Source organism: Micromonospora sp. AB353 (assembly GCF_049538395.1).
GTDB lineage: Bacteria > Actinomycetota > Actinomycetes > Mycobacteriales > Micromonosporaceae > Micromonospora > Micromonospora aurantiaca.
Map to the genome: position 1 here is coordinate 12,661 of NZ_JBMVFV010000042.1, position 13,031 is coordinate 25,691.

A 13,031-nucleotide genomic window follows, 5' to 3' on the forward strand; every position below is an offset into this window, starting at 1 on the left:
CGCGCCGGTCAGACCAGCGCCGCCACCACGGTCGTGGCGCGCTTCTCGTGCCGGGCGTACGCGTCGGGGTAGGCGGACACCTGCACCGCCTGGGCCGCGGCGGTGACGCTCATGTCCTCCCAGCCGGGTACCTCGCGCAGCGCGGCGTAGAAGGCCCGGGCCGCGTACGCGGGTCGCATGAGCTGGGCGACGGTGCCCCAGCCGCTGCTGGGCCGCTGCTGGAACAGCCCGACCGAGTCGTGGTCGGAGCCGCTGCCCTGGTGCGGGTGGTCGAAGGACTCCGGCAGTACGTCGCTGGCCAGGTTGTAGAGGTCGCTCTCCTGCATGGCGGTGGCGACGGCGACGACCAGCGCGCGGCGGGGCATCCTCATCTCCCGCCCCACGTCGACGATGGCCTTGGCGTTGTCCATCTGCCGTTGGTCCAGGCCGGCGACCGGCCGGGGGCGCTTGGGCAGCACGGGCTTGCGCGGCGGCTTCTTCGTCGCCGGGGTGGCGCTGGGCGTGGGGGCGGGCGGCGGCAGGGCCGCGGCGGCGGGCGGCGCGATCCGGGTGACGTCGCGGGAGGCGCGCTGGTCGGCGGCGGCCCGGTCGGCGACGGCCTCGCGTACCTCCAGGTGCGCCGGGCCGGTCTCGCCGACGCCTGCCACGCCGATCAGGCCGAGGCAGCAGGTGACGCCGGTGGCGACAGCGATCCGGCCGGGTACGGTCCGGGCCGGGCCGCGTCGCGGCGGTTCCGGGGCGCGGTGACGCCCCACTCTCCGTTCGGCTGATGCCGGGTCAATCGTTCGGCGAACCGGGCGGTTGGCGGGCAGCGGCTGATGATCGGAGTCGTCGGGATGCACCCGCCGAGGCTAGAAAGCTTCCGGGCCTTTGCCATCGGGGTGATTAGTGGCATGCGCCACAATCTGCCGGATTCGCGGTCCGCATTAGGGGCGCTGGATCATCAAAACCGCCAAAGCTGCGTACCCGGAAGAATGCCAATGTCGGTTTCGGTGGTGTGAAACGGACGTCCGGCCGATCCGGCGGCAGCGTACCCCCGGTTCCTCCGTTCGGCGGAGGGTGCCCTGGTCGGACGTCCTGCGCGCGGCGTCGGTCCACCGACCCGCAGGGATCGACGCATCGCGATCGGATGGTCCGCGCCTGAACCCTGTGGATCATGGCGAGGCCGCCGCGCGACGGCCCGGGCGCTCGATACGATTCCCACGGTGACGGAGCGGATGGTCGACGAGCGCCCGAGCGGCCCCCGCAGCCGGCGCGGCACGCTCGTCGTCGTCTGCGCCGTGCTGCTCGCGCTGCTGCTCGCCGGGCACCGGCTGGTGCCCAACGTCAACGGCCTGGGCAGCCTGGTGGACAGCGTCACCCCGCTGCTCGGGATCGCCGTACCGGCGCTCGCGCTGGCGGCGCTGCTGCGCCGCTCCCGGCCCGCGCTGCTGGCGGTGCTGCTGCCGGCCCTGATCTGGGCCGGGCTGTACGGGCGCGCCTGGCTGCCCCCGGCCGCCGGCGCGGACGGCGCCACGGTCCGGGTGGTCAGCCAGAACCTGCGCGTGAGCAACCCCGACCCGGCCGCCACCGTCGGCGCGCTCACCGGCGACGCCCCGGACCTGATCGGGCTCCAGGAGGTCGCCGACGGTGGCCGGGTGGCGCCGGTGCTGGCCGAGCGCTACCCACACCGGGCGGTCGTGTCGACAGTCGCGCTGTGGAGCCGGTGGCCGATCCGCGAGGCGCACGGCGTGGACACCGGGCTGGGCTGGGACCGCGCGCTGCGGGCCGTCGTGGCCGCGCCCCGGGGCGACCTGACCGTGTACGTGGTCCACCTCGGCTCCGCGCGGGCCGGGCACACCGCCACCCGGGACCAGACCGTCGCCGCGCTGGCCGACGCCGTGCGCGCCGACCCGGCCGACCGGCTGGTGGTGCTCGGCGACCTGAACACCGCCACCACCGACCGCGTCTTCGACCCGCTGACCCGGCTGCTCGGCGACGCGCAGGCCGAGGCCGGGCAGGGATTCGGCTTCACCTGGCCGGCGGAGCTACCCGTCACTCGCCCGGACCACGTCCTCTACCGGGGCCTCACGCCGACCACCGCCGGGGTGCTGCGCACCCCGGACAGCGACCACCGCGCGGTGACCGCCGGCTTCCGCTGGTGACCGCTCAGTGCCGGCCGTTCTCCGCCGGGGTCACGGTGAGCCGGTGCCGGCTCGGGTCGCCGCTGGAGAACGGCCACAGCCGGTCGGCGTAGGCGACCAGGTCGGCCAGCTGATCCCGGGTCAGTCCCGCCGAGGAGATCTCGGCGTGCACGTCGGCCCGGTAGCGGCCGTCGTCATCGCGGCCCAGCTTCGCCTCGGCCGTCACCTGCACGGTGTGCGCCTCGTCCGTGATCTCCCCGGCCGCCTCCACCGCCGCGTGGTGCAGGCAGGAGGCGAACGCCGCGGCCAGGAGCTGCTCCGGCGTCAGGCCGGTGCAGTGCGGCGCCAGCGGGGACGCCAGGGCGGAGGAGAGCCCGCCGTCGTCGGTGCGTACGTGACCGCCCGCCGCGGTCGCCGTGGCCGTCTCGGCCAGCCAGGAACTCGGATCCGGCATCGCGTTCCTCCCGTCACTCACCGGACCGCGTTCCCGGACCCGCAGCGGCGAAACCGTGCCCGGGCGGGCAGTAGGAGCGCTCAGCCGACCCGGCCGCTGGTCGCGGCGTCGACGGCCATCGCCTCGGTGGCCTCGGCGGCGGCCCGGCTGGTCCACGGCGATACCTGCGGTTCCCGCTGCCGGGGCAGCGCCGCGGTCATCGGCACGTAGACCCGGGCGTCCACCGCCTCGGCCAGCAGCAGCGCCGCCATCGGGCTGGTCGGCCGGGCGCACGGGTCGGCGTCGAGGCAGCGCCGGCACAACTCGGCCACCTCGCTCGGCAGACCGGGCACCTCGGGCAGCGGGCGGGGCGGCCGGCGGCGGCGCGAGCCGAGCAGCTGGGTGGTGCTGCCGGCCTCGTACGGCAACTCGCCGGTGAGGCAGTAGTACAGCAGCACGCCGAGCGCGTACATGTCGGCCGCCGGGGTGGCCGGCTGCCGGTCGAGCTGCTCCGGCGCCAGGTACGCCGGGGTGCCCACCACCACGCCGTCCGGCGTGTGGTCCGGTGCCCCGGCCGGGGTGGCGATGCCGAAGTCGAGCACCTTCACCCCGCACGGGGTGAGGATCACGTTCGCGGGCTTCACGTCCCGGTGCACGATGCCGTGCGCGTGTGCGGCGGCCAGCGCGGCGCACACCTCGGCGCAGACCCGTACCGCGATCCGCCAGTCCAGCGGCCCGCCGCGCAGGTGGGCGGCGAGCGTCTCGCCCTCGGCCAGCTCCATCACGATGTACGGCACCGGCCGCCCGTCCGGCAGCGTCGCGGTGCCGAAGTCGTGCACGCTGGCGACGTTCGGGTGCACCAGCCGCGCCGCCGAGCGTGCCTCGGCCCGGATCCGGTCCACCGAACCGGCGTCGCCGTCGAGCGCGGGGGAGATGAGCTTCACCGCGACCGTCCGGTCCAGCACGCGGTCGTGCGCGCGCCACACCTCCGACATGCCGCCCAGGCCGGCTCGCTGTTCGAGCTCGTACCGCCCGCCCAGCGTCCTCATCGCCCACTCCTCGCCTCGTCCGGTGCCCTCCGGTCCCGCTACCCGGCCCCGGAGCTGTGCAAACCGCCGAGGAGCGGCGCCGCGGCGGGGTAGCTTCGCGGCGGGGGCGTCGAGGAACGGGGGACAGCGGTGGGCGCGGTGCGCGTACGGTTCGTCGGCGGACCGGCCGACGAGCTGACCCGGGAGCTGCCGGCCGGTCCGGACGGCGCGCCGCCGCCCCGGTGGGTGCTGCGTCATCCGGAGGAACCGGCCGAGGGGATCGCCGACCACCTCTACGAGCGTGACGACCACGCGTCGCCCGGTGGCTGGACGATGCGGTACGTGCACACGTTCCCGTTCGGCGCGACCGAGTGAGGCCCCGGAGCGGCCGGGCGCGCCGCGTCAGGCCGGCCGGACGCCGGTGGTGCCGAGGATGACCGAGGCGACCAGCTCCGGGTCGTCGTGCATGGGCACGTGCCCGCAGCCGGGCAGGTCCAGGTGCCGCGCGGCCGGCAGCCGGGTACGCGCCAGCGCCGCCTGCCGGTAGGGCAGGATCCGGTCCCGCGTACCCCAGGCCACGGTGACCGGCACCGTCGGGGCGCCCGCGTAGGCGTACCCCCGTCCGGCGCGGGCGACGGCGCGGAACGCCCGCGCCTGGCGCAGCGCGCGGGCGTCGGCGAGCGCGTCGTCGAGGGCCATCCGGTTGGGCCGGGCCAGGATCATGCCCATCGCCAGCATCCGCAGCGCGGGCGCGGCGAACAGGCGGCGCAGCACCGGTTCGGGCAGCCGGGCCGCGTTGCGGTGCAGGGACAGCACGGTCAGCGCCCAGCGCAGCTCGCGCGCGGTGCAGAACCCGGCCGGCGACAGCGCGGTGGCCGACGAGACCGCGCCGAGCGCGGCCAGTTCCAGCGCGATCGCCCCGCCCAGGCTGTTACCTGCGACGTGCGGCCGTTGCAGCCCGAACGCGGCGAACAGCTCGACCATGGCCACGGCCAGGCCGGGCATGTCGGCGGGCAGCCCGGCGGCGGGCACCGGGGAGCGGCCGAAACCGGGCAGGTCGACGGCTATCACGTCGTGCGCCTCGGCGAGGCGGTCCAGCACCGGCCGCCAGGCGCCGCCGTGGTGGCCGATGCCGTGCAGCAGCACCAGCGTCGGCCCGGTGCCCCGCCGCTCGTAGACGACGTCCACCGGCGCGGTCACGGCCGCCCCTGCGGCGTGCTGGCGCCGAAGCCCCGGCCCAGCGCCCGGGACTGCTCCTCGATCAGCGGGACGGTGGCCCGGGCGGTGCGGCCCACCAACCGGTCGGCCAGCGGGCTGACCAGCACCGATCGCATCGCCTGCACGCCGGCCACGGCGCGCGGCACGTACACCCGGCGGCTGCGGCGCTCGATCGCCCGGACGAACGCCTCGGCGCACTCGGCCACCGTCGTGGTGCGCCGCAGCGGCCACGGCAGCTTCGCCAGCGCCGTGGAGAAGGCCGGCAGGTCGGCGCGCGCCTCGCGGACCAGGTCGGTGTCCACCCACGACGGATGGGCGGTGCCGACCGCCACGCCCCGGTGCGCCAGTTCGAGCCGGACCGCGTTGCCGAACTGCTCGACGCCCGCCTTCGACGCGCAGTAGGCGGCCATGCCGGGCAGCGCGGCGAACGCCGCGGCCGAGGAGACGATCAGCAGGTAGCCGCCTCGGTCCACGAGCGCCGGCACGGTCGCCGCCGCCGTGCGCATCACCCCGATCAGGTTGACCTCGACGGTACGCACCAGCGCCTCGACGTCGCCGACGGCGATCGTGCCGCGGTTGGCGACCCCGGCGTTCGCGACCACCGCGTCGATCCCGCCCAGCGCCGCCACGGTGCCGTCGACCGCCTCGGCCAGCGCCTGCTGGTCGGTGACGTCGGCGGCGAACCAGGCGTGCCCCGGGCCCAGCTCGGCGGCGAGCGCGGCGAGCCGGTCGGGTTCCAGCCCGACGAGGGACAACCGGGCACCGCGGGCCGCGGCGAGGCGGGCGGTGTGCTCGCCGATGCCCCGGGCCGCGCCGGTCACCAGCACCACCTTGCCGGCCAGCCGGCCGGAAAAACGACCGTCGATGGACATGCCCGGAAGTTACCACCGGGTAGCCCGGGTGCGGAAGACCTCGCCGGACCTGCCCGGAACGGCACCGTACGGCGCGCACAGCTGGTACACAGGATCGGGACAGCCCGCCGACAGCGGGGCCGCCCACGATGGGGGCATGGTCATGAACGCGCAGTCCGCGCAGGGCCGCATCGAGCTGCGCCGCCCGGACGGCGAACCGGTGCGGGTGCTCGTCGTCGACGACGAGCCGACGCTCACCGACCTGCTCTCGATGGCCCTGCGGTACGAGGGCTGGCAGGTCGCCGCCGCCGGCAGCGGCATGGCGGCGGTCACCACCGCCCGCCAGTTCCGCCCGGACGCCGTGGTGCTCGACGTGATGCTGCCCGACCTGGACGGCTTCCAGGTGCTGCGCCGCCTGCGCGAGCAGTTCCCGAGCGTGCCGGTGCTGTTCCTGACCGCCCGCGACGCGGTGGAGGAACGCGTCGCCGGGCTCACCGTCGGCGGCGACGACTACGTCACCAAGCCGTTCAGCCTGGAGGAGGTGATCGCCCGGCTGCGCGCGCTGCTGCGCCGCTCCGGCTTCGCGGTCGCCGCCCGCCAGGAGGCGGTGCTCACCGTCGGCGACCTCACCCTCGACGAGGACAGCCACGAGGTACGCCGCGGCGACGACCTGATCACGCTCACCGCCACCGAGTTCGAGCTGCTGCGCTACCTCATGCGCAACCCGCGCCGGGTGCTCAGCAAGGCGCAGATCCTCGACCGGGTGTGGAACTACGACTTCGGCGGCCAGGCCAACGTGGTCGAGCTGTACATCTCGTACCTGCGCAAGAAGATCGACGCGGGCCGCGCGCCCATGATCCACACATTGCGCGGGGCGGGTTATGTCCTCAAACCCGCCGAGTGACAGCCGTGGCCGGCTGCGCCGCCGCCTGGCCGGCTGGTCGTTGCGCCGCCGGCTCGTGCTCTCCGTGGTGGCGCTGCTCGCGCTGGTCAGCCTCGGCATCGGCGGCCTGACCACAGTGGCGCTGCGGCACTTCCTGATCGACCAGATCGACAACCAGCTCACCTTCGGTGACCGGCGGCCCGCCGACTTCGAACGCTGGGCCCGCCGCGGCATCGACCCGCCGCGCCCGGATCAGCGGCCCACCCCGCCGGACTCCGACGAGGTCGCGCCGGACCCCCCGGGCGGCTTCCCGCCAGGCTCCATCGCGGTCCGGGTGCCCGCTGCCGCCGAACCCGTCGGCCGGGTCCGGTCCGAGAGCGGCGGGAGCGAAGAGGTGCCCGCCGCCGACCTGACCGCGCTGGCCCGCGTACCCGTCGGCGACCGCCCGCGCACCGTCGTCGTCGGGGACCGGGGGGACTACCGCGCGATCGCGCTGCCCTCGCCGCGCGGCGACGGCGACGTGCTGGTCCTCGCGATCCCGCTGGCCCAGGTGGACGACACCGTCATGTGGATGCTCGTCGCGCAGGCCGGCGTGATCGGCGCCGGCCTGGTCATCGCCGGCGCCCTCGGTCTGCTCATCGTCCGGGTCACGCTGCGCCCGCTCAACCGCGTCGCCGCCACCGCCGCCCGGGTCACCGAACTGCCGCTCGACCGGGGCGAGGTCGCGCTGTCCGTGCGGGTGCCGGCCGCCGACACCGACCCCCGCACCGAGGTCGGGCAGGTCGGCGGCGCGCTCAACCGGATGCTCGGCCACGTCGCCGCCGCGCTCGCCGCCCGGCAGGCCAGCGAGACCCGGGTACGCCAGTTCGTCGCCGACGCCAGCCACGAGCTGCGCACCCCCCTCGCGGCCATCCGCGGGTACGCCGAGGTGGCCCGCCGGGGCCGCCAGGAGGTGCCGCCCGACGTGGCGCACGCGCTGCGCCGCGTCGAGTCGGAGAGCACCCGGATGACCAGCCTCGTCGACGACCTGCTGCTGCTGGCCCGGCTGGACTCCGGCCGCCCGCTCGCCACCGAGCCGGTCGACCTGACCGCCATGGCGGTGAACGCGGTCAGCGACGCGCACGTCGCCGGGCCCGACCACCGCTGGCAACTCGACCTGCCCGACGAGCCGCTCACCGTCACCGGCGACGCCCACCGGCTGCACCAGGTGCTGGCGAACCTGCTGGCGAACGCGCGGGTGCACACCCCGCCCGGCACCACAGTCACGGTCCGGCTCGCACCAGCGCCCGGCGGCGTCGAACTCCGCGTCACCGACGACGGGCCGGGCATCCCGGAGCAGTTGCAGCCGGAGGTCTTCGAGCGGTTCGCGCGCGGCGACACCTCCCGCTCCCGCGCCCAGGGCAGCACCGGCCTGGGACTGGCCATCGTCGCCGCCGTGGTGGAGGCGCACCAGGGCCGGGTCGACGTGGTCAGCCGGCCCGGCCGTACCGCGTTCACGGTGTGGCTGCCGGGATCCACAGCCGACGCATAGGCCGTTCACGGGAGCGGGCCAGCGGGCCCGCCGAGTCTTGCCCGCATGAACCGAACCGACAGCCTGCCGACCGTGCCCACGGCCGCGCCGCCCGGCACCGAGCCGGCCCCCGCGCCCGTACCCCCGCAGACCCGCACCGGCCGCGATCCGCGCTGGGCCCGGCCGGCCCTGCTCGGCCTGCTGGTCGTGACCGCGCTGCTCTACCTGTGGGGTCTGGGCGCCTCCGGCTGGTCCAACGCGTTCTACTCGGCCGCCGTGCAGGCCGGGTCGCAGAACTGGACGGCGTTCTTCTACGGCTCGTCCGACGCGGCCAACTCGATCACGGTGGACAAGACCCCCGCCTCGCTGTGGCTGATGGCGCTCTCGGTGCGCATCTTCGGCCTGAGCGGCTGGTCGATCCTCGTGCCGCAGGCACTGCTCGGCGTCGCCTCCGTCGGCGTGCTGTACGCGACGGTCCGCCGCTGGTACGGCCCGGCCGCCGGACTGCTCGCCGGGGCGGTGCTCGCGCTCACCCCGGTGGCGACGCTGATGTTCCGGTTCAACAACCCGGACGCGCTGCTGGTGTTCCTGCTCGTCGCGGCCGCGTACGCCACGGTGCGCGCGGTCGAGACGGCGAGCACCCGGTGGATCGCGCTGACCGGCGTGCTCGTCGGCTTCGGCTTCCTCACCAAGATGCTCCAGGCGTTCCTGGTGATCCCGGTCTTCGCCGGCGTCTACCTGCTGGCCGCGCCGACCGGCCTCGGACGGCGGATCCGCCAGCTCCTGCTCGCCGGGCTCGCCGTGGTCGTCTCCGCCGGCTGGTGGGTGGCGATCGTCGAACTGGTGCCGGCGAGCGCCCGCCCGTACATCGGCGGCTCGCAGAACAACAGCATCCTGGAGCTGACGCTCGGCTACAACGGCCTGGGCCGCATCACCGGCGACGAGGTGGGCAGCGTCGGTGGCGGCGGTGGTGGCCGGCCCGGTGGGGGAGGCGGCGGACCGTTCTCCGGCCAGACCGGACTGCTGCGGATGTTCGACACCGAGGTCGGCGGGCAGATCTCCTGGTTGCTGCCGGCCGCGCTGATCCTGCTGGTGGCGGGGCTGTGGCTGGCCGGGCGCGCACCGCGTACCGACCGCACCCGGGCCGGTCTGCTGCTCTGGGGCGGCTGGCTGCTGGTCACCGGACTGATCTTCAGCTTCATGTCCGGGATCTTCCACGCGTACTACACGGTCGCCCTGGCCCCGGCGGTCGGCGCGCTGGCCGGCATCGGCGTCACGCTGCTCTGGCGCGCACGCTCGGCACCGGTCGCGGCAGACGCGGCAGCTCCGGTTCCCGCTGTGGCGGATGCGCCGGTCGTCGCGGGTGCCTCGGTCGTCGCGGCTCCGCGCCGGCGGCGGGCGCTCGTCGCCACGCTGGTCCTGGCCGGCACGCTGGCGGTCACCGCCTGGTGGTCCTGGCACCTGCTCGGCCGCACCCCCGACTGGCATTCCTGGCTGCGCCCCACAGTCCTGGCCCTGGGCCTGACCGCCGCCGCCCTCCTGGCCACCTCGGCGGTGATCAAGGAGTTCGTGTCCGGGAACGGCGTTCAAAGTGACGCGAACTCCTTGGTCAACTCGGAGACGGGGGTGAAGGCGAGGGCCGGGGCTGGGATTGCCGGGCGGGTCGTGCGGTGGGTGGTGCCGGTGGTGTCCGTCGCCGGGATCGCGGTGGCGCTGGCCGGGCCGGCCGCGTACGCCGTGCAGACCGCTGCCACGCCGCACAGCGGCTCGATCCCGAGCGCCGGGCCGGCCGGAGCGGGTGGCTTCGGCGGCCCCGGTGGTCCGGGCGGCCGGATGCCGGGTGGCGCGAACGGGCAGTCCCCCGGTGGTCCGGGCGGTGGGAACGGGCAGTTCCCGGGCTTCCCGGGTGGCCCGAACGGCACCGGCTCAGACGGCACCGGCTCAGACGGCACCGGCTCCAACGGCACCGGCCCGGGCGGTACCGGCCAGGACGGCGGGGCGAACGCCGGCGGGTTCCCCGGATTCCCCGGTGGTGGTTCGGCCCCGGGCGCGCCCGGCGGCACCGGGCAGGACGGCGGGACCGGGCAGGAAGGGCGGGGGCAGCGCGGCGGCGGCATGGGCGGGCTGCTCGACGCCCGTGAGCCGAGCGCCGAGATGACCGCGCTGCTCACCGCCGACGCCGACGACTACACCTGGGTCGCCGCGACTGTCGGCTCGAACAACGCCTCCGGCTACCAGCTGGCGACCGGCCGGCCGGTCATGCCGATCGGCGGATTCAACGGCAGTGACCCGTCGCCGACGCTCGCCCGGTTCCAGCAATACGTCGCGGACGGGCGGATCCACTACTTCCTCGGCGGCGGCGGGTTCCGCGCCGACGGCGGCAGCAACGCCTCCGCCGAGATCGCCGCGTGGGTCGCCGAGACCTTCACCGCGACCACCGTCGACGGCGTGACCGTGTACGACCTGAGCAGCGGAAAGCAGGGCTGAGCGATGACTGACACGTACGCGCCCCGGGCCGCCGTGCAGGCCCGGCCCGCCGCCGGCAGCGCGGTGCTCGACGTGGTGGTTCCGGTCTACAACGAGGAGGCCGACCTCGGGCCCTGTGTCCGGCGGCTGCACGCGCACCTGACCGCGCACTTCCCGTACCCGTTCCGGATCACGGTGGCCGACAACGCCAGCGTGGACGGCACCCCGGCGGTGGCCCGGGCGCTCGCCGGCGAGTTGCCCGAGGTGGGGGTGCTGCGCCTGGACGAGAAGGGCCGCGGCCGGGCGCTGCGTGCCGCGTGGTCGGCCTCGCCGGCGCCGGTGCTCGCGTACATGGACGTGGACCTGTCCACCGACCTGGCCGCGCTGCTGCCGCTTGTCGCGCCGCTCATCTCCGGGCACTCGGACCTGGCCATCGGCACCCGGCTGGCCCGCACCAGCCGGGTGGTCCGGGGCGCCAAGCGGGAGGTCATCTCGCGCGGCTACAACCTGCTGCTGCGGGGTGCGCTCGCGGCCCGTTTCTCCGACGCCCAGTGCGGGTTCAAGGCGATCCGCGCCGACGTGGCCGCCGAACTGCTGCCGCTGGTCCGCGACACCGGCTGGTTCTTCGACACCGAGCTGCTGGTCCTGGCGCAGCGGGCCGGGCTGCGCATCCACGAGGTGCCGGTGGACTGGGTGGACGACCCGGACAGCCGGGTCGACATCGTCGCCACCGCGCTGGCCGACCTGCGCGGCATCGGGCGGCTGGGCCGGGCGCTGGTGACCGGGGCGCTGCCGCTGGCGCAGTTGCGCGCCCAGCTGGGCCGGGGGCCGTTGCCGGCACCGCCGGAGCAGGTGCCGATCGGGTTGCCGCGCCAGCTCGCCCGGTTCGCCGCGGTGGGCGTGGCGAGCACGCTCGCGTACCTGCTGTTGTTCCTGGCGGCCCGCGGCCCGCTCGGGGCGCAACCGGCGAACCTGCTGGCGCTGCTGCTCACCGCGGTGGCGAACACGGCGGCCAACCGGCGGCTCACGTTCGGCGTCAGCGGACGCCGGCACGCCGGCCGGCACCACCTCCAGGGGCTGCTCGCGTTCGCGCTCGGCCTGGCCCTGACCAGCGGCTCCCTCGCCACGCTGCACGCCACCACGACCCCGAACCGCGCCCTGGAGCTGACCGTCCTGGTGACGGCCAACCTGGCAGCGACGGCCCTGCGCTTCCTCCTGCTCCGCCTGGCCATGCACCACCGCCCCTGACCCGGCCCCCGAACACCCCGTCGATCATGAGGTTGGCGGCGCGACACGCCGGGCCCCGGCACCGTCAACGTCATGATCGACGGGGAGGGTGGCAGGGTTGGGGGCGTGTACCGGGAGTGGGGAGCGCCGGGAATCGCGGGCGCGGTTCTGTGGAGCAGCGTCTCCGGCGGGAGTGAGACGCGGGTGCTGCCGGACGGGTGCCTGGATCTGCTCTGGTCCAGCCGGTCCGGGCTGCTGGTCGCGGGTCCGGACCGCACCGCGTACCTGTCGCGATCCGCGCCGGGGGACCGGTGGATCGGGTTGCGCCTGCCGCCGGGAACCGGCCCGGCCGTGTTCGGGGTGCCGGCCGAGGAACTGCGGGACCGCCGCGTCCCGCTGGCCGACCTGTGGGGCGGTACCGCCGCCGAGGTGACCGAGCGGGTCGAGGCGGCGCTGGCCGCGCCGGGCGACGAGGCCGCCGGGGTGCTCACCGGGGTCGCCCGCGACCGGCTGCGCGCGGCCGGCGGTCCCGACCCGATCGGCGCGCATGTCGCCGCCCGCCTGGCCGCCGGGGCCACCGTCGCCGCGACCGCCGCCGAGGTCGGCCTCGGCCCGCGCGCCCTGCACCGCCGCAGCCGGGCCCTCTTCGGGTACGGCCCGAAGACGCTGGCCCGCATCCTGCGGATGCGCCGCGCGCTGGACCTGGCCCGCGCCGGTGCGCCGCTCGCCGAGGTGGCGGTGCGCAGCGGGTACGCCGACCAGGCCCACCTGACCCGCGAGGTGCGGGAGCTGGCCGGGGTGCCGCCGACCCGGCTGCTCGCCCCGGCCCGGAGCCGCCCGCAGGCGAGCTGACCGGTCCGGAAGCCGTGCGCGAGCCGGCTCGCGTCTACTCGGCCGGGGGCAGCGGGGCGAACAGGTCCACGCCGTTGCCGTCCGGGTCGTGCAGGACCGCGTACCGCTGCCCCCAGAACGCGTCCCACGGCGGCATCTCGCCGTGGTGCCCGGCGCCGGTCAGCTCGGCGTACCAGCGGTCCACCTCGGCCGGGCCGGCGCACCGGAAGGCCAGGCTCATCCGGTTGTTGCCGCCGGACGGGTCGAACCCGGGATGGAAACTGCGGATCACCTCGACCGTGTCCCAGGCCAGCCGCACCCCGTTCGGCAGGGTGACCTCGACGTGCCCTTCCGTCTCGGCGCCGGCCGGGATCGGCAGCCCCAGCCGCCGGTAGAAGTCGAGCGTGCGGGCCATGTCGGTGACCACGGCCCCGACCAGATCGAACTGCGGTGTCATGCGG

Annotated in this window: 13 protein-coding genes; 7 read left to right on the top strand and 6 right to left on the bottom strand. The window is 75.7% G+C overall.

Annotated elements, in window-relative coordinates; translation table 11 throughout:
* Positions 1-8 precede the first annotated feature (8 nt).
* On the bottom strand, positions 9-842 hold the full coding sequence (locus tag ACPCK6_RS18230) for a hypothetical protein (RefSeq protein ID WP_423481690.1): 834 nt from the start codon (positions 840-842) through the stop codon (positions 9-11).
* 363 nt (positions 843-1,205) lie between these two features.
* Here ACPCK6_RS18230 and ACPCK6_RS18235 point away from each other — a divergent pair, with 363 nt between their 5' ends.
* Positions 1,206-2,144: an endonuclease/exonuclease/phosphatase family protein gene (locus tag ACPCK6_RS18235; RefSeq protein ID WP_423481691.1), complete on the top strand. Its 939-nt coding sequence runs from the start codon at positions 1,206-1,208 to the stop codon at positions 2,142-2,144.
* A gap of 4 nt (positions 2,145-2,148) precedes the next feature.
* Here ACPCK6_RS18235 and ACPCK6_RS18240 read toward each other — a convergent pair whose 3' ends face one another.
* Positions 2,149-2,577, bottom strand: coding sequence for an OsmC family protein (locus tag ACPCK6_RS18240; protein ID WP_013285994.1), 429 nt, complete (start codon positions 2,575-2,577; stop codon positions 2,149-2,151).
* Positions 2,578-2,657: 80 nt separating this feature from the next.
* A complete protein-coding gene (locus tag ACPCK6_RS18245; RefSeq protein WP_423481692.1) occupies positions 2,658-3,605 on the bottom strand; it encodes a serine/threonine-protein kinase in 948 nt (315 codons plus the stop codon).
* A gap of 138 nt (positions 3,606-3,743) precedes the next feature.
* Here ACPCK6_RS18245 and ACPCK6_RS18250 point away from each other — a divergent pair, with 138 nt between their 5' ends.
* The gene (locus tag ACPCK6_RS18250) at positions 3,744-3,959 is read left to right on the top strand and encodes a DUF8847 domain-containing protein (RefSeq protein ID WP_318333861.1); all 216 of its coding nucleotides are present in this window, start codon (positions 3,744-3,746) and stop codon (positions 3,957-3,959) included.
* Positions 3,960-3,986: 27 nt separating this feature from the next.
* Here ACPCK6_RS18250 and ACPCK6_RS18255 read toward each other — a convergent pair whose 3' ends face one another.
* Positions 3,987-4,784 carry an alpha/beta fold hydrolase gene (locus tag ACPCK6_RS18255; RefSeq protein ID WP_396883168.1) on the bottom strand — a complete coding sequence of 266 codons (798 nt, stop codon included), beginning with the start codon at positions 4,782-4,784 and terminating at the stop codon, positions 3,987-3,989.
* The gene (locus ACPCK6_RS18260) at positions 4,781-5,674 is read right to left on the bottom strand and encodes an SDR family oxidoreductase (RefSeq protein WP_318333863.1); all 894 of its coding nucleotides are present in this window, start codon (positions 5,672-5,674) and stop codon (positions 4,781-4,783) included. Before ACPCK6_RS18260 ends, ACPCK6_RS18255 begins: the two co-directional genes overlap by 4 nt.
* Positions 5,675-5,810: 136 nt before the next feature.
* Between ACPCK6_RS18260 and ACPCK6_RS18265 the strand changes: the two genes are divergently transcribed.
* The 5 genes from ACPCK6_RS18265 (at position 5,811) to ACPCK6_RS18285 (ending at position 12,591) form a co-directional block, all read left to right on the top strand.
* A complete protein-coding gene (locus ACPCK6_RS18265; protein ID WP_412098880.1) occupies positions 5,811-6,557 on the top strand; it encodes a response regulator transcription factor in 747 nt (248 codons plus the stop codon).
* Positions 6,535-8,067: a sensor histidine kinase gene (locus ACPCK6_RS18270; protein ID WP_396883172.1), complete on the top strand. Its 1,533-nt coding sequence runs from the start codon at positions 6,535-6,537 to the stop codon at positions 8,065-8,067. Before ACPCK6_RS18265 ends, ACPCK6_RS18270 begins: the two co-directional genes overlap by 23 nt.
* A 45-nt stretch (positions 8,068-8,112) precedes the next feature.
* Positions 8,113-10,533: an ArnT family glycosyltransferase gene (locus ACPCK6_RS18275; RefSeq protein ID WP_423481693.1), complete on the top strand. Its 2,421-nt coding sequence runs from the start codon at positions 8,113-8,115 to the stop codon at positions 10,531-10,533.
* Positions 10,534-10,536: 3 nt separating this feature from the next.
* Entirely contained in the window at positions 10,537-11,760 is a 1,224-nt protein-coding gene (locus tag ACPCK6_RS18280) for a dolichyl-phosphate beta-glucosyltransferase (protein ID WP_423481694.1), read from the top strand.
* Between the two features lie 105 nt (positions 11,761-11,865).
* Positions 11,866-12,591, top strand: a complete 726-nt coding sequence (locus tag ACPCK6_RS18285; RefSeq protein WP_396883176.1) for a helix-turn-helix domain-containing protein — start codon at positions 11,866-11,868, stop codon at positions 12,589-12,591.
* A gap of 34 nt (positions 12,592-12,625) precedes the next feature.
* Here ACPCK6_RS18285 and ACPCK6_RS18290 read toward each other — a convergent pair whose 3' ends face one another.
* Positions 12,626-13,027: a VOC family protein gene (locus ACPCK6_RS18290; protein ID WP_396883178.1), complete on the bottom strand. Its 402-nt coding sequence runs from the start codon at positions 13,025-13,027 to the stop codon at positions 12,626-12,628.
* Positions 13,028-13,031 lie beyond the last annotated feature (4 nt).

Bases quoted from the DNA above. Each gene is read 5' to 3' on its own strand.
- ACPCK6_RS18240 (WP_013285994.1), bottom strand. From the start codon at position 2,577: ATGCCGGATCCGAGTTCCTGGCTGGCCGAGACGGCCACGGCGACCGCG.
- ACPCK6_RS18245 (WP_423481692.1), bottom strand. From the start codon at position 3,605: ATGAGGACGCTGGGCGGGCGGTACGAGCTCGAACAGCGAGCCGGCCTG.
- ACPCK6_RS18260 (WP_318333863.1), bottom strand. From the start codon at position 5,674: ATGTCCATCGACGGTCGTTTTTCCGGCCGGCTGGCCGGCAAGGTGGTG.
- ACPCK6_RS18265 (WP_412098880.1), top strand. From the start codon at position 5,811: ATGGTCATGAACGCGCAGTCCGCGCAGGGCCGCATCGAGCTGCGCCGC.
- ACPCK6_RS18270 (WP_396883172.1), top strand. From the start codon at position 6,535: ATGTCCTCAAACCCGCCGAGTGACAGCCGTGGCCGGCTGCGCCGCCGC.
- ACPCK6_RS18275 (WP_423481693.1), top strand. From the start codon at position 8,113: ATGAACCGAACCGACAGCCTGCCGACCGTGCCCACGGCCGCGCCGCCC.
- ACPCK6_RS18280 (WP_423481694.1), top strand. From the start codon at position 10,537: ATGACTGACACGTACGCGCCCCGGGCCGCCGTGCAGGCCCGGCCCGCC.
- ACPCK6_RS18290 (WP_396883178.1), bottom strand. From the start codon at position 13,027: ATGACACCGCAGTTCGATCTGGTCGGGGCCGTGGTCACCGACATGGCC.